Below are 21,888 nucleotides of genomic sequence, written 5' to 3'. Positions count from 1 at the left end.
GAGAGTGAAAATAGCCAATTGATATCGCTATGTGCGAATTTGTGCTTTAAAGTAAGGAACATTAAAACAAATACAATGATGAAGAGGAGAAAAGGAAAGACTAAAGACCACAGGTTCTCGAAGTGTATGGTGGTCGATAACTGGTCTCCTTTTGCAAAATATAGGTAAACCGAAAAAGCTAAGATAATAACGAGTACACGTATTAAGGTTTTAGCTATAATTTTACTTATGGTATGATTTTTGGATGCCATCGCTAATTAAGATATCAATGTTTTATATCTTTGCAAAGATACATCATAGATTATTTAAAGTAATTATATTATGCGTAAACGTATTCTTTCCCTCCTTTCACTTTTTACAGTGATTATGTTGGTAACATCATGTGGAGCTCAAAAAAAAGGAGCATCCGGTACCAATAATGGTTCTTCATCTACTTCTGTAACAGGTCCATCCGCTTCGCAATGGCGTTCGGGTGTCAAAGGGACATGGGTGTTAAATTCGGTAACTCGTCAAGACATTCCTGATGCATATACGATCAAAAATATTTTTGATGAGGCTCCTGTTGAGTGTTTTATTGGCAGTGTATGGCATTTGCCAGCTGGAGCGATGAGAAATCAGACGGGTAGTATCACGTTTAATGCTTCAGGCAAGCTATGTGCTAATGGTGCCGTACGTACGATTGTTTGGTCTATCTACGATCCAGGAAAAATGGGAGGAGAACCAGAATTCCAGTTTAAGAAATTATATGCAGGAGATAAAGCTGCAAATGTGAAGAATGGTTATGCATTAGGACTATCTTTCGCAGACGAGCAGTCGTTAGTGTTGAAAATGCCTATTCCATTGGAGAATGGAGCACGAGGACATCTCGTTTTTAATTTCTCAAAACAGGCTAACTAAAGCTTCTAGTTTTTTTAAAATAAATAGGGGTACACCAATTGGTGGTACCCCTATTTATTTTTGATAACTTTTTTATTTTGTTTTTTCTATAGCTTGTAAAATGTCTGATAAAATATCATCTCTGTCTTCCAAGCCTACAGAGAGTCTTATCGTACCGGGTTTAATTCCTAAGTTTATTCTTTCTTCGTTTGTCAATTTGGAATGAGTTGTCGATCCGGGGTGTGTGGCAATGGTTCGGGAGTCGCCAAGATTTGATGTATATAGTATCATTTCTAGAGCATCGATTAATCTGAATGCTCGCTCCTGGCCACCGCTTACCTCGAAGGTAATAATGCCTCCACCAGCTTTCATTTGTTTTTTAGCTAATTCGTGTTGTGGGTGTGATGGAAGAAAAGGGTACCGAACCTCTAGGATTTCGGTGTGTTTTTCCAGTGCTTCAGCAATCGCTAAGGCATTTGAGGAGTGGCGGTCCATACGAAGCCCTAGAGTCTCCAGGCTTTTAGATAAAACCCAGGCATTGAAAGGAGACATCGCAGGTCCAGTATGGCGGATAAAGAACATTAACTTGTCCATTAGGTTCTTGTTACCTACGATAACCCCTCCCAAAACGCGACCTTGTCCATCCATGTATTTTGTTGCCGAATGTATGGATAAATCAAAGCCATACTGTAATGGTTTCTGTAGATAAGGTGTAGCAAAACAATTGTCAATGGCGAAAATGACATTTGGATATTTTTCTTTCAGTTTCCCGAGCTTTTCTAGATCATACAGCTCCAGCCCTGGATTTGAAGGGGATTCTAAAAATAGAATTTTAGTATTCTCCTGTATCGAATTTTCCCAGTCAGAGATGTCCGCACTATTGACATAGGTGGTGGTGACTCCCCAGCGCGGTAACAGTTGGGTCAATAGTTGATGTGTCGAACCAAATATAGCTCTACTGGATACGATATGGTCTCCGTTTTGAACAAAGGCAGCGAAAGCCGCAAATACAGCAGCCATGCCTGAAGAGAAAGATAGACCTGCTTCTGCAGATTCCAGTGCGCATACCCGGTTGATAAATTCAGCGGTATTAGGATTGGCATAACGTGAATACACCATTCCCTCTTCTTCGTCAGCAAAGATAGCTCTACCTTGTTCCGCACTGTCAAATATAAAGCTAGAAGTCAGGTAAAGCGGTACGGAATGCTCTCGTGTGTTAGAGCGGGGAGCCTGTTCTCTGATGATTCGGGATTGGTCTTTTTTCATATATGTACTACTTTTTTTAACAAGCACTAAATTTACTTTTGTATAAAAGTAAAATCTATTAATTGTTTATGCAAAAAAAAAGCTACCATATTGGTAGCTTTTTTTTTGAAACTTCTATTTTGGCATATATTCACTTAGCTTATCCATTGAAAAGCCTAGCCCTTTTGCTACCCCCATTCCTAGATTCATATCCGCTCTGAACCAATGGCAAAGTTGACGCATAACTATTTCGTCACGTTTGGGGCCTTCGATACCAGACATCGCACCAACGATATTTCCAATAAGATGATTTTTTTGCTCTTCATCTAGTAACCGGTATAGGTCTCCAGGTTGCGTATAGTGATCATCATCGTTTGCATTTCTGTCATAGTGGTCTGCGATAGTACTGTCTAGGTGAAGTGCCGGTTCAGCGTACTCATGGGCTTCTCTACTGTCATCAAAAGAGTTGGGGAAATAATTTGGGTTTGATCCACCATTGCCATCTACGCGCATGTAGCCATCCCGTTGATAATTGTTAACCATAAACGGGCATCTGTTGACCGGGATTTGTTCAAAATTTGCACCCAGGCGGTAGCGATGTGCGTCAGGGTAGGAGAGAATCCTGCCCTGTAACATTTTGTCGGGAGAAAATGAAATCCCATCTACCACATGTGCTGGTGCAAATGCGGCTTGTTCTACATGTGCAAAATAATTGTCCGGATTTTCATTAAGTTCCAAAACCCCAACCTCAATTAGAGGATATTCCTTTTGTGACCAGACCTTAGTAAGATCAAATGGATTCCATTTGAATGTTTTGGTTTGCTCGTCGGTCATCACTTGAATAAAAAGTTTCCATTTTGGAAAGTCCTTATTTTCAATGGAAGTATAAAGGTCTCTTTGTGCATAGTCCATGTCTTGAGCCCTCATTTGATCTGCCTCGGCTCCTGTGAGGTTTTTAATGCCTTGTTGTGTCCGGAAATGAAATTTGACAAATACTTTTTCGTTATTCGCATTGATCATCGAGAATGTATGTGAGCCGTAGCCATGCATGTGTCGGAAACCATAAGGCGTACCGCGATCGGACATTAGGATAGTCACTTGATGAAGAGACTCGGGATTCAACGACCAAAAGTCCCACATCATCGTCGCTGATTTACAGTTGGTATAAGGATCTCTTTTTTGTGTATGGATGAAGTCGGGAAATTTACGAGGGTCTTTAATAAAAAACACAGGCGTATTGTTCCCCACCAAATCATAGTTGCCGTCCTCGGTATAAAATTTCAATGCGAAACCTCGAGGGTCTCTTTCAGAGTCTGCTGAACCTCGCTCACCACCAACAGTGGAGAATCTTAAAAACACACGTGTTTCTTTACCGATTTGGTTGAGAAATTTAGCTTTTGTGTATTGTGAAATATCATGCGTTACCGTGAAAGTTCCGTAAGCACCTGAGCCCTTAGCGTGAACAATACGTTCAGGTATTCGCTCTCTGTTGAAATGTGCTAATTTCTCATGAAGAAAGAAATCCTGTAACAAAATTGGACCTCTTGGACCAGCAGTCATCGAATCCTGATAAAATGGCACTGGATTGCCTGATGCAGTAGTAATCTTTTTCTTGTTCTCTTCCATAGCTGTTTGTGTTATATATAATAAATACTTTAAGGACGAATTTGTTTCCAAAAATATACGAAAATAATGGCTGATGCGTATCGTAAAAATTGATGCGCTATAGTTTTGGATTATATGTGTAGTGTGTTTGTATCGATATTTTCTAATAACGCAGAATCCGAAAGAACCGTTTAAATAGCTTATCTTTAAATACGATAGCTTAAGCGATTTTATTGTGAAACTGAAAAATATACTAAGAATATTGCTCTGTGCTCCACTGTTATCTTTTGGGCAAGGAGACTCAGCTCCTTATAGAGTTCTACCGGTCGCTGGATTTAAGGGACTGATTTCTGTAGCTAAACACCATGATAGCTTCTGCTTATGGTCTATTGTTCGACGTCAAAAATCCTTTCTATCGATTTGAGATTTATCTCAAATCGATAGAAAGGATGGCTACGATGAATCTCGGACTTGTCCCATGGTAGAATGTAATTTATATCAATAATGAAGAATATTTGTGTAATAGTCGCGGTTTTTTGGACGTTGTCTATTGTTCGCGGACAGGATCTTAAAATGTGGTATGATAAGCCTGCTACCAAGTGGGAAGAGGCCCTACCTTTGGGAAATGGACGCATTGGAATGATGCCTTATGGCGATGTCAAGGATGAACAACTTGTTCTCAATGAGATATCCATGTGGTCTGGTTCGCAACAAGATCCGAATAACTATGATGCTTATAAGCGTGTGGAAGAAATACAGCGGCTACTTTTTGAAGGGAAGAATGAAGAGGCCGAGAAACTTGTCAATCAGAATTTTGTTTGTAGTGGTCAAGGTTCAGGCCACGGCAATGGAGCTACTGTTCCCTATGGATGCTTTCAGAACTTTGGTTTCCTAAATTTTATTCATTTTATAGAAGGGGACTTTTCTAATTACAGACGAAGTTTAGATTTGCGCACTGCAAAAGCAGAGACTAGCTTTGAAGCCAATGGGGTTCATTATTTACGGGAGTATTTCACCTCCCAGGATCAGAATGTCGGTGTTGTGAGACTATCTGCAAATAAGAAGAAGTCTATAGGTTTTGCACTCCACTTTTACCGTGACCAAGATGTAAAGGACTATGAGCTATGTCAAGATGAAATCACCATAACAGGCAGACTACCGAATGGGATAGGAGGAGATGGGCTAGAGTTTGTCGGTAAGATTAAGGTGGTGGCCAAGGGTGGGAAGCAACAGTTGTATGATAACCAGATTATCATCAAAGAGGCAGACGAGGTGTTGGTCTATTTTACAGCGTCGACTAGTTATTGCAGTAAATCCCCCGATACCGATGTGTCGATTAACCTGGAGAACGCTGGACAGTGGAGTTACCATAAGCTATTTGCCGCGCATCTGCGGGAGTATCAACGCACGTTTGGGCGGGTCGAACTAAATCTGAAGGATCAGGTTTCTAAGGCAAATCTCCCCACGGATCAACGGATCAAAAGCTTTTTCGAACATCCTGAAGAAGATAATGCGATGGCGGCGCTGTATTATCAATTTGGACGATATCTTATGATTTCCAGTACAGCTCCGAGATATGAGAAAGCACTTCCTCCTAATTTACAGGGACTTTGGGCACATCAGATTCAAACTCCCTGGAATGGTGATTATCACTTGAATATTAACGCACAAATGAACCACTGGGGTGTAGAAGTGGGTAATCTTGCGGAATATCATAAACCTTTTATAGAGTTGATCAAAAGAATAGCTAAAGAAGGCGAAAAGACGGCAAAGGCTTATTACAATGCTCCTGGATGGGTGGTATATATGATGACCAATATTTGGGGGTATTCTGCCCCAGGAGAGAATGCTTCTTGGGGAGCGAGTACGGCCTCTGGTTGGTTATGTAATCATTTATGGGAGCATTATCTTTTTAGTGGGGATGAAGCTTATCTAAGAGAGATATATCCCTTGTTGGCTGGAGCGGCGAAGTTCTATCAGGCAACTTTGGTCAAAGATCCGAAAACAGGATGGTTGGTTACATCACCTTCTGTCTCTCCCGAGAATGGTTTTAGATTGCCTAATGGTAAAACGGCTTCGGTTGTAATGGGACCTACCATCGACAATCAAATTGTGAGGGAATTATATGGAGCTGTTATTACTGCAGATTCTGTACTGGGGCTTAAAGATGATTTTGCTGATACCTTGCGTGCTGATCTTAAGTATATTCCGTCAGCTGTACGTGTCAGTTCGTCCGGACGCATTATGGAGTGGTTGGAAGACTATGAGGAAATAGAACCTACTCATAGACATGTTTCGCATCTCTACGGGCTATATCCGGCGGCATTTATCTCTCCTAATACAACACCTGATTGGGCCAAAGCGGCTAAGAAAACACTGGAGGTTCGGGGCGACGAAGGCACGGGCTGGTCCAGAGCTTGGAAGATCTTATTCTGGGCGAGGCTTCATGATGGTGATCATGCTTTGGAGATTTTGCGACAGTTGTTGAAGCCAGCGTTTTTGGGGAATGGTAAAGTAGGAGCTGGAACCTATCCAAATCTATTTTGTGCGCACCCCCCATTTCAGATCGATGGAAATTTTGGAGGTTCAGCAGGTATTTCCGAAATGTTGCTACAGAGTCAGGATGGTTATATTCATTTGTTGCCTGCTTTACCTCGAGCATGGCAGGAGGGCAAAGTAGAAGGTCTTCGGGCTAGAGGAAATAAGATTGTCGATATTATTTGGAAAGACGGAAAGGTCCAGTCTTATAGGATTAAAGGAAAAAAAGGTGATAAAGTTCGCGTTATGGTTGACGGCAAGGAGATAATATATAATGTAAAGGGTTAATTTGTTGATTTAAAATGTTTTATATATATTAGAAAAAAGAGGGAAATTATCTCCCAATATTTTTATAAACTAATTATATAGAATTATGAGAAGTCTATTTGTCAAAAAAGATAGGCTTTCATTTTATTTCATCATTTTATTAGCCGTTGTCGCCTGTAAGAAAGAAGGATCCGTAGATGACCAAAATGAAAACCTACACGCTGTCCAGTTTAAAATCTCTGGTTTTACTAGTGAATCCATTGTATTAAAGAGTTCGTCTCCTCCAATCGGGACTCAAAGTGCCAACCCGGTGTCGAATTTTGTGGAAGGCTATCTTTATTTTTGGTCGTTTAATGATGAAAGTTTAGCGCCTGATATTGCTTATCAGACATTGAAAGAACCTGAGATCGTTTCGGACGGCATTCCTTCTTATGTTGGAGGATATGGCTTTGATGGGTATGGGGCAGGTAGAGCCCTCTCTTTTAAGGGAGCGAGTGAAGTGTTGATCAAAATGTCAATTGAGGGAGCTGAACAAATCACTCAATTCGCTTTTGATACAGGTAGCTCCGATACGGGGCCTAAAGATTTTGAAATCTATTATTCGATAAATGAAGGAGAGACATATGAAGTTTTATCGATAGCCAATCAATTTGTTAAAACAGGAGATAATGCACCAAAGAACTCCTATACATATGCGCTTTCGGAAAAAAGTATATCGAGATCTATGTTGTGGTTTAAGTTAATTCCCAAAGCCGGAGATCGGAGGGAGGGTGGTAGCGAATATAAGCAATTAACTGGCACTTGGCGGTTTGACAACATCCGTTTAGTCGGTATGTCTTCTTCGTCGGGTGGTGGCGGAGAGATAGATAAACTTCATTATTATCTTTTCCATAAGAGTAAGCCCGAAGTTGTGGTGACAGGCACAATTAAATATGAAGAGGCACTTAGTTTGAAGCTCGCCTTGCCTGAAGGCAAATATTCGATTTGTTTTGTCTCGAATGCATCCAATAGAGATTTAATTCTTCCTTCTAACCCGACACTTTCTAATTTTTATGTAGGTAATCAATTTTCCAACTCAAACGCTGATATTTTTGGCTATTATGGCGAGCTGGAGGTAAATGGAGAGACTGATCATGAAGTGAAACTAAGGAGGTTGTTTAGTCAGATCAAATTAGAGTTTACGGATGCTGTCGATCTATCCGTTATTTCAAAAATCGGAATCAGCCAGCGGCATGATCCTTTTTTCTACGCACCCTTTAATCCACAATTAGTAAATCCTATTTTGGATCAGACGGATATAGATACAACTGCCGATTTTAATACGAATAAGCAATTGGTCTTTAATCAGTTTATGGGAGTTCAATCTAAGGAGGTTTCCGTAAAATACACCGTAGTCGTGTACAGTTCTTCAGCGGTGTTACGTACGTTTCACCTGGAAAGTACATTGAGAAATAATATGCAGCTTGTTTTTCGTGGAAATCTGTTAGATCAATCCAATTCTAATGGCAAGTTTCAAGTTTCCAAACAAATGGATTGGGATGGCCAAAAGGAAGGTGAATTCTAAGCATAAAAACATTTTTTGAAATCAAAGTTTGTTGCTTACTTTTAAGCAGTAAACTTTGATTTTAGATGGTTAGATACTTATTGACAACCCTATTTTTATTTATTATCCTAAGTAGGACTCCCGTTTTAGGACAATATACAGTAGAATCTCTGCCTAACCCGAAAACGCAAGGACAGAACTATTTTGTGAGCGATCCTAATGGGGTATTAGGTTATTATACAGTTGCTGAATTGAATGCTATCTCACAAAGTATCGATAGTCTCACTAAAGCCGAGTATGCAATTGTCATAGTCGATGATTATGTCGGAGATAGTGATTTTGAGTTTGCACTTAGTCTTTTTAATAGTTGGGGTATAGGAAAAAGAGAATCTAACAATGGCTTGTTGTTGTTTATATCCAAAGACAGGCGTGAATATCGCTTTATATCGGGATATGGAATGGAGGCAATTTTCCCTGATGCTTATCTCAAACGTGTTGGTGAAACTTATTTGGTGCCTAATTTTAGAAACGGAGACTATGACCAGGGTGTATTGGAAGCCTCGCGCTTTATCGAGCAGATACTGAAATCACCGGACTCTGTGGCCGAGCTAGAACGTTTGATGCCAGAAGCCGCACCTTTTTGGAGCATGCGTAATCCTGTTCTAGCAAATACCTTATGGATGTTGGCCTTATTTACAGGACTGTACCTGTATGTCCATTATATTTCTGCGCGTATATTAAAAGATACCAAGAACAAACCGAAGCTTATTGCACCTATATTTTGGGGGATGGGATGTATGTTATTGCTGATGTTTTTAACGCTTTTCATTTTTGTTTTTATCTTTAATAATCTTGAAGAAATCTACCAACGGAAGAATTTGCCATATTTTGCTTTTGTTCTCCTAGCCCTGATACTTGCGATGAAAATTACGAACGGAAGGACTAAAATCATCGAGAGTTTTAAAGATGAAGAGGATTTACAGCAAAGCCTAAAAAGTTATGTAAAATATTTATTCATACCTATGTTATTGACGCCATTGGCGTGGTTTGATTTGGGAGGGATTTTGAATCGTTTTCGACGTAATGCAGGTCGTTTTACACCTCCTGATGCCAGTGGTAGCTGGGTTAGAATAAATCGTGGAGATACCAAAGCAAAGCCACAGCAATATCTTGACCCTGGCCAAAAGAAAGAAGAGTCTATTAAGAGCTTACGTTATGAAATATGGACCAATACTGCTAATAAAGAGGTGCGTCTATTGCCCTGGGATAAAAGTTCGCATTATCGAGATTGTCCGCAATGCCACTATTTTACGTTGGAAGTCAATAAAACGCGGACTATTCGTTCGGCGACTTACTCCTCTTCTGGTGAAGGAGAGAAGTTTGACTCCTGCCAGAACTGTAATTACTTTAAACATATAGGTTTCTTTACTATTGCGATGAAGAGTAGAGAGTCGAGTAGTGGTTCTTCGAGAGGAGGAGGCTCTTCTAGAGGGGGCGGGGGCGGTAGCTTTGGAGGAGGATCCTCTGGAGGTGGAGGAGCAGGAGGACGATGGTAGTCATCCTCCCATTGTTCCACTTAATTTAAATTGTTGAGTAGGTTGTGCTCAAATTTTTTGAATTCCGCCTTCTTGTCTTTCAGCAGTTCTTTCATGTTTTTGAACGTTTTTTTTCTCTTTATTTCTCCGTTTTCAATGCTTTCCATAAGAATGCTGTCATCAGGTTGAATACTTGGACGTATTCCATAGGCGATTGCTCCATTTTGGTCAAATTCGACGGTTGTTAGTATATCTTCCATTTTAAAAGGGAAATTTTCACCGATACCATACTCAAATGTTTCCTCTAGATCCTCTGTCTCAAATTTGTTGAGGAATTTGTTAAGCAAGGTCTGCATGTCTGTTGTATTATTCATAGGAAACATAGGATACAGCTTCATGACTAGATCATTGTGGTCGATGTCTTCGTCCATGAAAGGAAGGATGGAGGTTGCAAATGTTTTGATTTGCCCATCTTTGATATAATAAAATGTTATGGAGTTTGGACTACCTTCTTTTATTTGTATGCTTTCCTGTCCTTTCCTGAAGATTTGATTGTCCTTATAGAGGTCAGCAATGATACTTTGATTTGCCTGATATGCCTTTATTGCTATAGGAGAGTTACCTCCGGATATGGATAAAATGTCATTGTCGAGTTGGAAGGATATACGGGCAAAATAGTGCATGCCGAATAAATTGACATCGAAATGGTTGATTTTCCCTTCTGTATAATCGATTTGTAATAGACGTTCCCTTCCGACTCTCTTGTAAAGAGGGCCAGATATCGGTTGTCTTTCTTTATAGCTTGTTTTTACAGTATATAGATAATGTTCATAATTTTCGAGTTGTTCGATAAAATCAAAAGAATACTTGTACTTAAGTGTACCATTCTCATAATAGTCTATTAATGAAATATCATCAATCAGCGTGTCCAACTTAAAGAACCCAGCATAGGGCTTCTCATTTCTAAAATAACCTGTATACGATGCCTTGGGCTGTTCTTTGATCGAAAAATCGAAGTAAGTTATGGATTGGATGATATCGTCTTCGAATTGTTCTGTGGACATCAAACGGTTTTCATCACGGTGATGGAATTGACTACGGGTTTTTAATTTTCCATTTGCATAGGTGAGCTTCATATTATCCTCTTGAATCGTTCCCGAAACAATCTGACCGTTTTTATATATACTTTCGTTTACGAGACTATCTTCATTATATATTCTCCTATATCCATCACGTAGACCATTTTTCATATCATACTCTTCTTTGATGTGCTCAAAGTATAAGTTGCTAAATGCCCGCTGTATTCCTTCCTGAACACCATTCTTGTACTGTAGGATTTCGAATAAGTCTCCTTCATTAAAGAAAGTCCCATCCCAAGGTTGTCCATTTTGATAGACACCTTCTGCTAATATTTTTTGACTATCTTGTTCTTTCAGGAATTCTTTGTCTATTTTCACACCCTTACGTAATCTAAACTCCTTGATGACACCCCCCATTTCATCTGTAAAAATACCGTCATAGGGTTTGCTGTCTTGGTATATGTTCTTCTGGGCGGGCTTATTGTTTTGATATATATTGACTTCTTGGAGTTCATCCTGTTTAAAAATGGATCGATACAGTGTGTCCCCATTATTACTATAGACTATCGATACACCATACCTTTCTCCATTTTTGTAGGGCGTTGTTTCTTGGATCTGTGTAGCGATATAGTTTTTAGTATAATACTCTTCTTCTATGTATGATGCACTAGGTGTCTCGCTTTCATACTTTTTTTCCGAAATAAATTTACCTTCCTTATTCCAGGTCTTTTTATAGACTTCGGCCGTTCCTCCATAGGGTTTATAGGCTACTTTGGTTTCACTGGCTTTGTTCCCATTCTCCCAAAACACCGTAATGAAGTAAAAGCGCTGTTCTTTCGTTTTAGTGACGGGGTCTGTGGGGACAGCAATTGTTTTTTCTAACATTACTCCTTCATCAGAAGGGCTGTATTCATAATATGATATGGGCTGAGCATAACTGAAATTGCCAGAGAGTTCTTCTGAAGGAGATATATACCCTGTCGCGATTACTTTGTTATGTAGATAGGTTGTGATTTTTTCTTTTTTTCCGTTTGTTCCATAGTTTACCGTTTGCCATAAGCTGCCATCAGGGTAGTAGTAGTTCAGTTGTTTGACGGTACTGTTGTTTTTGTATTGACTGAAGCTGGCATCAAAGCCTTTCTCATCGTACCAATAGGCATCCCCTACATAAATCTCAGGGTTGTCTGCCATGATATATCCCTGCATCTGTAATTGACCACCTTTGTAGTAATCTTTTAGTAAAAGGAGCTCACCCTCCTGTTTTAATGGAAGAGGACGATAATATACATGTTTATCCCTGGTAGTTTCCTGCCAGTCTTCATCAAAGTATAACATGTCCTGCGCTTGAACAATGTGTGTTGTCAAGATGGTTAAAAGTATGAAAGAGATTGCCTTGTACATTGTAATAAAATATTTATCCAAATATGGCGATAAAGCCATTAGGAAAATAACATAATTTACAAAGCGGAATAGTCCTTTTTAAATCCGAAGCACAGGCAGGCTAAAATCTATTTGTGTTGGCCATTGATCGCTTTGATAATGCCCTCTAGATTATCGTTAAAATCCAGTAGCTGAGCATAGATTTTTTCGTCTTTTGCTAAGCCTCCGTGTTTATTGTTTTTGCGGAAGATCTCTTTGATTTCCTGCCAGCGTTGTTGCTCTTGTGTTGTACTTAGTGACGCGAGTTCCTTTAATTTTAATAAGTTACTTTCTGTGTCGGCTGTTAGTGTTTGAGATTCGCTTTCATAATGTGCCTGAATGATGTCCTTGATTTCTTTTTCATTCATAAGGGGGATCACCTGGCTTACTAATTTGCTCATGTTGCGGTACGAACCCTGCATTTTGAAGGGAGGTTCGGTTCGATAGGAATCTTGCATTGCAGCACTTTGTATGTAATTTTTGTTGACTTTAATGACTACATCGCGTATGGTCAAAATATGCCTCAGTGTTACCATAAAATCATCTATTTCTTGCTTTAAGTAATTGCCTTCTAGGTCAGGCATTTCTTCTTTTTCGGACTCAACATGATCTATAAGAGTGTAAAAGTCGGAGAATGATTTGCTGGCAATTTTTTCTAGATACGGGTTTTCGATTGCGGCATTCTCAATAAGGCTAAGATTGAACAGATGCTCCGTGTCTCCGATTACGTCGCCCAAATTATAGACATCAGCACGGTTGGCTAACATGTCCGGTATTTGGAATTTTGATCCACTTTCTGTGTATGGATTTCCTGCCATAACGATACAGAAACGTTTACCTCTCAAGTCATATGTTTTACTCTCTCCATTGAAAATACCGTCTATTTTGCGTTGTCCATCGGCTAAGGAAATGAATTTTTGTAGAAATTCAGCGTTTAGATGTTGTATGTCATCGAGATATAACATAACGTTGTCAGCCATTTCGAAAGCTATATTTACTTTTTTCAATTCTTCCCGTTCGCCTGATGTTTTTGCTTCAATAGGGTCTATAGATGTGATAGTGTGTCCAATCGTAGGACCATTTATTTTTACAAAATGCAATCCCATCGTTTTGGCGAGATACTCCATCAGTGTGGTTTTACCATATCCTGGAGGAGAGATTAACAGTAACATACCCATGCGCGCAGTACGTTTATTGTCTCCAGAAGTCCCTAATTGTTTAGCGAGGTTATTACCTATTAGCGGAAAGTATACTTCATTGATGAGCTTGTTTCGAACGAATGATGTTAAGACTTTAGGTTCAAATTCGCTTATTTTTAATTCCCTTTCGTATGTTTTGCAGATTTCTTCTTTCTGCTCAACAAAAGATTGGAAGTGGGGAACATCCACTTGTGTGAATTGATCGAGTTGTGTAATGAACTGATGGTAGTTTAGGCTCAACGTCCCATCTTCTAATGAAGAGTGGTTGCCTTTCAATCCCTCAATGGTGATGGTATCCTTACCAAAAAGTAATTGATAATCGTCTTTTGGAAAGAGTAAGGAAACAGCCGTCTCCATTGTATAATTGCGGAGAGACTCTAGCTCTGGCGTCTCATCGATGAATGCATGAAGCCAGTTTAACGTCAGGTATATACGGTCCGCCCAGGAAAAATTAACATTTTCTATATCCAATTGAAAATCCTGGGCCGATTTTTTTTCTTCGAGTAATCGGATAAAAGATTGCTTTAACTCGTCGGCAGCAGAGCTGAGTACAAATTTGCTATATTTGGTTAAGGTCTTGAATAGGTAGTCCGCGACATCCCATTTCGAAATGTTAGATCTGTCGAGGCTTGTGTTCCATTGTTCGAAATGATTCGCAATCTCTTCAAGGACTGATTGATATCTGTTTGAGTTAGGAAATGCTTTTAACATTCCAGAAATAGATTGTACCATCGTTATTATTCTGTTCTGATGTCCCTCATCTAAGTGGTGCCAGAATAATTGTGTCAATGCCCTAAGGTTACTACTATAGCGAAGTAAGTCTAGTTTTTCATCCAACGCCGCTAGGGTATTATATATCGCTTGAGCATCAACATTGTGTACACCTTTGACGTAGTTTTCGGAATAATTTTGCTCGACAGCTCGGGTAATAAATTCTTCTGCATTGAAAGCTATCGTCTTTTTGGAAGCTAGAAATGTTTTGTAAGCAAGATAAGCTGCACGGTAGGTGTTTTTATTTTCAGAAATAATTTCCTGATCCCATATGTCTTGGTAGATTAGTAGGTCTTTGCTCTCTACCTTTTGATAAAAGCTTGTGCCTGTCAGGTGAAAGAAGATTTCTTCCTGTTTGCGTACTAATGTCAGTTTCAATGGTTGTTGGTTGACCGCAAACTTATGCTTTCCTAAGGCGATCACGTTTTCTCCATCGACAAATAGCTCTGTTTTATCACGTAGTATGCGTAGTGCGTCTTCCTGCGATTTTTTGAGAAGGTTCTCTAAATTTTCTGCTTTCGAAACATCTTGGAGACTTTTTAAATCAGAGGCCAACTGACGTATTTTGTCCACCATTAAATCTGAAGCATAGAAGCTGAGGATTTCTTCTCGGGATAGGAAGGACTTGGATTTATTCTCGATGTTCTTTAATACGCGTAAACCGATTTGTTCGAGTGAAGTACTACGTTTGTTAATTTGTTCGACTAGTTGTTCTCTTCTAGCATTAAACGCTTTAATAATTTCATCTCGCTTGTCTGCGATTTTTAATGCAAACTCATCGAATTCAGAAAACTTGCTCTCTAATTCCTCCAATTGGACGATTACCTTGGTATAGTAGTCATCGACTTTTTCTGTTGTAGTAGAGAGTTCCAGGTAGTTGGTTACAGATTGCTCCAAAAGGGTAAGCTGTGCAGAGAATTCAGCTATCGCTTCTTGACTTTTTAATGAATTTAGCTTTCGGGTGAGTGATGCCCTAACCTCATTTAAGGTAGAGAAGATTAACGATATTTTTTCAATGATTTTTGTTGTATGCGTAACATCATCAATCTTTAGGCTGTTCAAGATATCAATCAGAAGTTCTAGATCTGTCGATATGTTGGTAATAGCTTGCTCAATAGGTTTGGCGTCAAAAGCTTTGTTGATGTTCTCAATATGTAGCTTTTGTTCGTTTACACTTTTTTCATAGGGTAGGAGGGCCTCTTCCTTTAGCAAGAAGTCTATCGTCTGTTGAGATAAGCTTTCTGTGATAGCAGTGAGTTTAACCAGTAGTGCCTCTACGTGAGCGACATTAATGTATCTGACGTTTTTGAGGTCAATAATGATTCCCTGAAGCTTTCGCGCATCAGCTAATTGGCTGACGAGCTGATCCAGTTGTTCGATAGTGGTGCTATTGAGCTTAAACTCTAGATTTTCTAATTTTTGATCGGCTAAGGATAGTTGTTCATTAGCGTGTTTACGTTGAGTTTGAACTTTTACAAACTCGTCAATAGCGGTGTTTGCTATTTCTTGAATCTGAGAAAGAGGTGTCCCTAAGTTCTTGAGTGCTTCATCATGTATCCAAAAGTAGTTGTTTAAGATAGCGTCTGATTTTTTCTGGATATCTTCATAAAGCCCTTCATAACTATCTTCTTTACTAACGAGTTGTATGACTTCTTGTGCTTCGGCCATAGCCTGCACAATTTGTTTGTTGCCTACCTTATACAAAGGATCTTCTTTGCGGTCTTGATTCTCCTTTAAGACTCGCATGTAGGGCGTTTCCCAGATTTGTACTTGATGGTGTCTAGTTGCTTCAGCCTCTGTGCGGAAGTAAATAAGTGAACCATCCTGAAAGACCGTGAAACCATTACATATTATGGGCGTTTCGACAGTCTGTTGGATGATGTTGTAAGACATCAGTACATAGGTGTTACTCGCCGCATGAGAAAAGATGTAAAGATGATCTTCTCCGTTCGGTGAGGTTATTTTACGTAGGAATGAAAAATTATCAAACTGATTGTCAAATACCTTGTGACTACCATTTTGTAAGTAGTAACCGTTGGAGAATATGACCCCTTGACTATCCGGGAGTAGTATCGCCGATTGATTAAGGGATTTGAGGTTGGTGACTTCCTTGGTACGCAGGTTAAAAATATAAGCTCGAAACTCTTCTTGATAAGGTTTTACACGAATCGCTATAAGATTGCCTAAATCCGCGTAATAGTATTCAGCATCATCTAGCTGTTGGTCCGTATTGGCGACCTTCTCCGAATATATCCCTTTGCCCGACTCGGTATTGTTTTCTATCTTGAAGGTTATATCCCCATGCAAGGCCTCTATAAATACCTTGTCCATGATGGAGATATGGGAGAATTTTCCTAAACGTCTGTCTTCTAGCGAAGTCTTTATCCATTCAAACTCAAACTGAGCAGGAGGTTTTACCTCATGTACACTTCTATCATCTTGATAGATTAATTGTTCCCCTTTTATTAACCATTTGAAGGCTTTGAGATCCTCGTTGTTCTTACTGGTCTGGAAAATCATGTACAGATAGGTTTCTGTACGTCTGAATTTGGAGAAAATGGAATCTCTATAATATTTATAGAGATTCTGATAATCAGATATGAAAGTGTCGTTGTTTAATAGATCTAAAGATTGTGGTACAAATTGGTTGTTTTCAAAGCGATAAATGCTAAAAACATCTTCCAGTTTGATTTCTGTACGTAATCCAAAATGTACGTTGTAACCGAAAATACAGATATTATCTACAGCAATAATCCCGCGGGCTACACAGTTGTTTTCTGTGCTGATCCGCTGATTTGCTTTGAGCACAAAATTTGTCGAATTGAATACCTCTCTACGAGCCTCATTGAGGTCCCGTAGGTTTTTCATCAATTCATCCTTTTGGACAACAAGTCTTTTGCGGATAATCTCATATGTCCCCGAATCTAGACTCGCATTCTGAAGTTCTGTTTTCTCTTTCATTAGATGCTGTTAAAACCTACTAGTTTTTGTATCGATTTAAAATTGGAGTTATAAAGTGATTTTTTTATTTGAAATACCCAAATTTCTCGCTAATCCAAAAAGCGAATTGATAAAACTGGTATCTTCTTCCTCTTCTTTTGCTGTTGCCGCTTGTTGGAGCTTGATGAGTGCTGCAGAAACAGTCAAGTTCTTGATGTCATTGGAGGAAATTCCGTATTTGTCGGCTAGGTTTCTTATCTTTTCGGCAATATCTCCGTTTCCTTCAGGGGATAATAAGGAGTTTTTGATAGCTGTCGCATGTTGCGAATTGTTGATTAAGTGATCAAAGCCTTTAGCATTGGAAACTTGTTTCACGATGTTTTCGAAGAATAGTGTTTCTCCTCCGACGATGTCTATTTTAGCTGATTTTAAGGCCTCTGATAGGACTTGTGCCTGTGCGTGAGCAATGTCCTTTTGGATGCCAATATGTGCTAATTCAATGTCGCGTTCTTTTTGAAGCTGAAGTTTGAACTCTTCGTGCTCTTTTCCTACACCATCCAGCTGTTTCATAGCTGCAGCTTTTTCTTCGATTCCTTTGGCTTCGGCAAGTGCTTTTTCTCGGACTACTTCAGCTTGTGCCAATCCCTCCTTACGTAGTGCTTCTGCTTTTTTCTCGATAACAGAGGCTTCCTTAGTACCTTGAATTTCCTCTGCTTCCGCTTTTGCGACCATTACTTCCGCCTCGGACAAACCTATAGCTGCTTCTTCCTTAGCCTGTGCTTCAGCAATAATTTTGCGTGCTTCGGCCTCTCTAGCTGAGGCTTCTTTCTTCGCATCAGCTTCTATTAATAGCTCCAGTGCTTTCTTTTCAGCGATTTTGCGCGATGCTTCTGCGTCTATTACTTTTTTCTCAGCTTCTTGTTCCGCCGCAATTTTAGCCGCCTCTGCAGCTTTAACGGTGGCAATCAAGCGCTCTTCTGCTTCTTGTGAAGCGGCTATAACTCCAGCCTGTTTCTTACGTTCTACGTCACGGAACACTTCGATATCCTTGACGGCTTGTTGTTCTTCAATAACTCCCTTTTCAAGTTGCACACGTTCTTTGATGACGTTTTGTATACTTTTTTGTTCTGTTTCAATAGAACGTTGTTTATCTATTTGAGCCAAGGTTACGATACGCTCGCGTTCAGTAGCTTCTAATGCACGATCTTTTTCAACGCGTTCTGTCTCTACAGCATCTGTACGGAGCTTGTTTTTCTCTGCTATAATAATCTGGCGGAGTTTATTCTCTTCCTGAATAGCCAATTGCTCTTCCGTAGAAATTCGTACTGTTTCGGATTTGAGACGTTCTTCTTCACGAACTTTCGCTATTTCCGCTTCTTCACGAGCGCGAATATTATCAATCTCCCGTCTTTGTTTTTCTTCTTTTTCAGAGAGCTGACGTTCTAATTCCAAAATTGCTTCTCGTGCTTCTACATCTTGTTTTTTTATTACTTTTTCTTCTTCCCTACGGATTAGATTGGCATTCATGTTCTGTTTTGCCGTAAGTTCCGTAATCTTTTTTATCCCTTCAGAGTCTAAAATATTATCTCTACTTAAAAATTTGAGATCAGTTTGCTCTAGGTAATCAATGGCGCAATCATCTAAGATGTATCCATTTAGGTCAGTGCCGATAATGTTCAGAATCTCATCTCTAAACTCTCGTCTAGCTTCATACAATTCGATGAAGTCAAATTTTTTGCCGACAGTTTTTAAAGCTTCTGAAAATTTGGATTCAAAGATGCTTTTTAGTGTCTCAGGTTCGCTGGCACGGTCACAGCCGAGGTTCTGGGCGACATTGATTACATCATCTACTGATTTATTGACTCGTACAAAAAAGGCAACTTTGATGTCTGCGCGGATATTGTCCTTGCAAATAAGCCCATCATGCTCCATACGAGCTATCTCTATCTTTTTTACAGAGATGTCCATGATCTCCATTTTATGGAATACAGGAACAACATACATTCCTTTATTAAAGGCAACTCTTGATCCGCCTACACCGGTGCGGACAATCGCTTTGCCTTGTGCAATTTTTTTGTAGAACATGCTTAGGACTACAAAAAATGCAAAAATTATAAAAACAATTACGCCTATACCGATTAGGACAATCCCTGTGATTCCGTCGATAAATAAAAAAGTGTTGCTAGTCATCTGGCTGTTTATAAGGTTAATATTAAAAACTGTTTAAATTAATTGCTTTTTGAACGAGATAGAATTTTTTGTTCTCTGTTTCGTTGACGATGACGACTTCGTCATCATATGCTATTTTTGATCCATCCGCGCTCTGTACATTGAGGCGGATTACATCTTTGTTTATAATGATTTCTACTGAACCAATGCTTTGTCCTTGTATGGAGGATTTCATTTTGCCAGTTCTGCCCAAGAATTCCTGGGCTTCCTCGCCTGTATACCCCACGTTTTTATAGAGTTTTACAACGGGAATAGTGACGAAGTGCATGAGGAAATAAGTCAAAATAAAGATGGGTAGGAGCACAAGGACCGACTTCCATCCATAAGAAGACAGATCGAAGGTCATCGAGGTGATAAGTGTAATAATCCAACCTATGAATTTGAATAAAGTGACGAGTACCATGAGCGGCGCCTTTCCAATATTGATGTAATCCATAGCCTTTGAAAAAAAGGAGGGTTCAGGATGGTCCGCATCTACGTCGGCGTCAGTATTTATATCCTGTACGTCTGCGCCTTCAAATTCTAAACCAGAATCACCAAAATCAAAACCTTCTCCCATCAACATACTAAAGATCCAATAGAGCAATGATAAGCCCGTCAATAACGTCATAATAGCATTGGGAAGTGGATTGAAGAGGATGTTTAATACTTCTTCCATATTGTTAATTATTATTCTAGACCTATTTTTTTCTTTAAGTTCTCCAGTTCATTCTGAATACTATGTTCGTTTGAGTCATAGTCAGAAAGCTGATTTCGATCAAGGTTATCTTGTGCAAATTCATGTAGGGCGGCTGCTAGAGCTTCTTCATCTGCAGCTTTATCCTTCATCTGCTCGAGCAATTGAATGGTGCTGTTGCGTTCAATATTTGCCATCTGTCTGTTTACTAGAACGGATGTTGCATTGATCTGTCGCTTTGTCTTTAAAGTTGTCAATTCTTTTTCCCATTTTGATATATTAAATTTCAACACTTCTAGGTGGGTGTTGATTTCTTCAATAAATTTAGCATTATCTTCAAGTTGTATGTTTAATTCTTGAGATGCTGTTAATAGGTGTTTTTTAGACTTGAGCGCTTCAAGAGCGAGTTTTTCAGCGATTTCAGGGTTTATTTCACCAAGTCTAGATTTTTCCAGAATAAGCTTCGCTTTACCTTCAAGTGTGTCGGACTCCTCTTTCTTTTGCCGAAGGACGTTTTCCATACGTATTCCCATCGCTCTTGTACGGATATAGTTTTCTTCGATAGCTATTAGCTCTTTCTTCATGTCGCTAATACCTTGTGCTATTAATACAATGGGGTCTTCCATTTTGTCGACGATGGCATGAATTTCTGCTTGGCCTATTTTCAAAAGTCTTTTAAATATATTCATGATATGCTGTGTTATAATTTTGAAAATTCAATCAATTGTTGACGATACTCGCTTAGTAATAGCGATAGAGAATTAATTGCCGCCTCAAATTCATGCTTATCTAAGCTGTGTAATTGAAGCGTGTAACGGAAAATAACTCGGTTTCCATCTTCTGTCAAAGCGAAGCCTCCATGTATCATGTCTCTGTTCTTGATCAAGAGGGATTTGAAGATATGCATGTTGTCTCGCTTTAATGTGAAGAGATACTGTTCAAACAATATGATAGGAGAACTTATACCTATTATTAAGTTGCGTATTCCATCTTCCTCGTTTTCTATTACAAAAAGTCCTTCTTTTTCATTTTTGTGAAGGATGTTGAAATCCAAGTCTACAATGTATTTTTCAATCTTTAGAAAACTCATAATGTTTCGTTTTATTTTCCCCTAAAACATCAGTCGATAATGCTTAAGAGAGGCTAAATAGATTTTTTTATTATCAGCATGTGACTGAATTGTAAATAAATTTATTTAGGTTTGCTTATATTATTTGCATAAAGATAATGAATGCAAAAATATTTTGCAAAATAAATTTTAAGTTTTCTATTAATGAGTCAGATTGGGATTAATATTAAGAAACTTCGAAAGGTTAAAGGACTTAGCCAGCAGGCTTTCGCAGATCTGTTTAACCTTACAAGGGGGAATATTTCGTCTTATGAAGAGTTGAGAGCTGAGCCTAAGATTGAAGTGGTTTTGCATATTGCAAAATATTTTTGCATTCCTGTTTCTGAACTCCTAGAAAAACAACTGACGGTAAATGAAATTTTGAATTTTGGAGACCATTTTGAAGAGGCTCTAAAAATTGATCAAAATGGGGGCTTAAATGCGATACCGTTTATTGGGCGGGAATATTTTCAAGAGCCCAAAGCGGGGGATGGCTTATCCACATTGCCCAAGATTTATTTTCCTATATACCATAAACAGCAGTTGCTCGCGGTCGAAAATAGTTCCCTTATTCCAAATCCATCTAGTTTTCCATTCGAAGAGCATACGATTCTTTTTCTTGAATCTGTAGAGGTCGAGATTCTCCATACATTGGATCAGAGTTACGGATTCTATTGTAAAGGGGAGGATCTTTTTTTTGGACAGTATGTTGTTAATGGAACGGAAATTGAATTGGTCCTGAATGCTTGGAAAAGTGTTGTCTTTGATGCAGAGCATAAATCAGGTTTCTGGAAGTTGTTTGGTAAGTTCGAGCGTATCATCTAGGTTTTTTCCAGATTGTTGTTAGACATTGCTATC

Annotated in this window: 13 protein-coding genes; 5 read left to right on the top strand and 8 right to left on the bottom strand. The window is 39.1% G+C overall.

Features of this window, described 5'->3' with window-relative positions; genetic code table 11:
* Window positions 1-321: 321 nt before the first annotated feature.
* Entirely contained in the window at window positions 322-897 is a 576-nt protein-coding gene (locus JKG64_RS20765; RefSeq protein WP_210356190.1) for a hypothetical protein, read from the top strand.
* A gap of 72 nt (window positions 898-969) precedes the next feature.
* On the opposite strand, the gene JKG64_RS20760 is transcribed toward JKG64_RS20765, so the two are convergent.
* Window positions 970-2,142: a trans-sulfuration enzyme family protein gene (locus tag JKG64_RS20760; protein ID WP_210356189.1), complete on the bottom strand. Its 1,173-nt coding sequence runs from the start codon at window positions 2,140-2,142 to the stop codon at window positions 970-972.
* Window positions 2,143-2,256: 114 nt separating this feature from the next.
* A complete protein-coding gene (locus tag JKG64_RS20755) occupies window positions 2,257-3,747 on the bottom strand; it encodes a catalase (RefSeq protein ID WP_210356188.1) in 1,491 nt (496 codons plus the stop codon).
* 483 nt (window positions 3,748-4,230) lie between these two features.
* On the opposite strand from JKG64_RS20755, the gene JKG64_RS20750 reads away from it, so the two are divergent.
* The 3 genes from JKG64_RS20750 (at window position 4,231) to JKG64_RS20740 (ending at window position 9,630) form a co-directional block, all read left to right on the top strand.
* A complete protein-coding gene (locus JKG64_RS20750) occupies window positions 4,231-6,552 on the top strand; it encodes a glycoside hydrolase family 95 protein (protein ID WP_210356187.1) in 2,322 nt (773 codons plus the stop codon).
* A gap of 85 nt (window positions 6,553-6,637) precedes the next feature.
* Entirely contained in the window at window positions 6,638-8,095 is a 1,458-nt protein-coding gene (locus JKG64_RS20745; RefSeq protein ID WP_210356186.1) for a FimB/Mfa2 family fimbrial subunit, read from the top strand.
* A 65-nt stretch (window positions 8,096-8,160) separates the two neighbouring features.
* Window positions 8,161-9,630 carry a TPM domain-containing protein gene (locus JKG64_RS20740; protein ID WP_210356185.1) on the top strand — a complete coding sequence of 490 codons (1,470 nt, stop codon included), beginning with the start codon at window positions 8,161-8,163 and terminating at the stop codon, window positions 9,628-9,630.
* Between the two features lie 20 nt (window positions 9,631-9,650).
* Here the strand turns inward: JKG64_RS20740 and JKG64_RS20735 are convergent, their stop codons facing one another.
* From JKG64_RS20735 to JKG64_RS20710, 6 genes are all read right to left on the bottom strand, one after another.
* On the bottom strand, window positions 9,651-12,089 hold the full coding sequence (locus JKG64_RS20735) for a toxin-antitoxin system YwqK family antitoxin (RefSeq protein ID WP_210356184.1): 2,439 nt from the start codon (window positions 12,087-12,089) through the stop codon (window positions 9,651-9,653).
* A gap of 107 nt (window positions 12,090-12,196) precedes the next feature.
* Entirely contained in the window at window positions 12,197-17,038 is a 4,842-nt protein-coding gene (locus tag JKG64_RS20730) for a DNA repair ATPase (protein ID WP_210356183.1), read from the bottom strand.
* A 48-nt stretch (window positions 17,039-17,086) separates the two neighbouring features.
* Window positions 17,087-19,207 (bottom strand): flotillin family protein, encoded by a 2,121-nt coding sequence (locus tag JKG64_RS20725; protein WP_210356182.1) that lies wholly within the window; start codon window positions 19,205-19,207, stop codon window positions 17,087-17,089.
* A 22-nt stretch (window positions 19,208-19,229) separates the two neighbouring features.
* Window positions 19,230-19,904: an OB-fold-containig protein gene (locus JKG64_RS20720; RefSeq protein ID WP_210356181.1), complete on the bottom strand. Its 675-nt coding sequence runs from the start codon at window positions 19,902-19,904 to the stop codon at window positions 19,230-19,232.
* Window positions 19,905-19,915: 11 nt separating this feature from the next.
* Window positions 19,916-20,611, bottom strand: a complete 696-nt coding sequence (locus JKG64_RS20715) for a PspA/IM30 family protein (RefSeq protein ID WP_210356180.1) — start codon at window positions 20,609-20,611, stop codon at window positions 19,916-19,918.
* An 11-nt stretch (window positions 20,612-20,622) separates the two neighbouring features.
* The gene (locus tag JKG64_RS20710; protein WP_210356179.1) at window positions 20,623-21,012 is read right to left on the bottom strand and encodes a type III secretion system chaperone family protein; all 390 of its coding nucleotides are present in this window, start codon (window positions 21,010-21,012) and stop codon (window positions 20,623-20,625) included.
* A 183-nt stretch (window positions 21,013-21,195) separates the two neighbouring features.
* Between JKG64_RS20710 and JKG64_RS20705 the strand changes: the two genes are divergently transcribed.
* A complete protein-coding gene (locus JKG64_RS20705) occupies window positions 21,196-21,855 on the top strand; it encodes a helix-turn-helix domain-containing protein (RefSeq protein WP_210356178.1) in 660 nt (219 codons plus the stop codon).
* Window positions 21,856-21,888: the final 33 nt, after the last annotated feature.

Source organism: Sphingobacterium tabacisoli (assembly GCF_017908035.1).
GTDB classification, from domain to species: domain Bacteria; phylum Bacteroidota; class Bacteroidia; order Sphingobacteriales; family Sphingobacteriaceae; genus Sphingobacterium; species Sphingobacterium tabacisoli.
The sequence above is the reverse complement of the archived record's forward strand: the minus strand, read 5'-3'. Positions and strand labels throughout refer to the sequence as shown.

Excerpts from the sequence above, each read along its gene's own strand:
- JKG64_RS20710 (WP_210356179.1), bottom strand. The coding sequence starts at position 21,012 with ATGAGTTTTCTAAAGATTGAAAAATACATTGTAGACTTGGATTTCAAC.
- JKG64_RS20725 (WP_210356182.1), bottom strand. The coding sequence starts at position 19,207 with ATGACTAGCAACACTTTTTTATTTATCGACGGAATCACAGGGATTGTC.
- JKG64_RS20720 (WP_210356181.1), bottom strand. The coding sequence starts at position 19,904 with ATGGAAGAAGTATTAAACATCCTCTTCAATCCACTTCCCAATGCTATT.
- JKG64_RS20755 (WP_210356188.1), bottom strand. The coding sequence starts at position 3,747 with ATGGAAGAGAACAAGAAAAAGATTACTACTGCATCAGGCAATCCAGTG.
- JKG64_RS20715 (WP_210356180.1), bottom strand. The coding sequence starts at position 20,611 with ATGAATATATTTAAAAGACTTTTGAAAATAGGCCAAGCAGAAATTCAT.
- JKG64_RS20740 (WP_210356185.1), top strand. The coding sequence starts at position 8,161 with ATGGTTAGATACTTATTGACAACCCTATTTTTATTTATTATCCTAAGT.
- JKG64_RS20750 (WP_210356187.1), top strand. The coding sequence starts at position 4,231 with ATGAAGAATATTTGTGTAATAGTCGCGGTTTTTTGGACGTTGTCTATT.
- JKG64_RS20760 (WP_210356189.1), bottom strand. The coding sequence starts at position 2,142 with ATGAAAAAAGACCAATCCCGAATCATCAGAGAACAGGCTCCCCGCTCT.
- JKG64_RS20735 (WP_210356184.1), bottom strand. The coding sequence starts at position 12,089 with ATGTACAAGGCAATCTCTTTCATACTTTTAACCATCTTGACAACACAC.
- JKG64_RS20745 (WP_210356186.1), top strand. The coding sequence starts at position 6,638 with ATGAGAAGTCTATTTGTCAAAAAAGATAGGCTTTCATTTTATTTCATC.
- JKG64_RS20730 (WP_210356183.1), bottom strand. The coding sequence starts at position 17,038 with ATGAAAGAGAAAACAGAACTTCAGAATGCGAGTCTAGATTCGGGGACA.
- JKG64_RS20765 (WP_210356190.1), top strand. The coding sequence starts at position 322 with ATGCGTAAACGTATTCTTTCCCTCCTTTCACTTTTTACAGTGATTATG.
- JKG64_RS20705 (WP_210356178.1), top strand. The coding sequence starts at position 21,196 with ATGAGTCAGATTGGGATTAATATTAAGAAACTTCGAAAGGTTAAAGGA.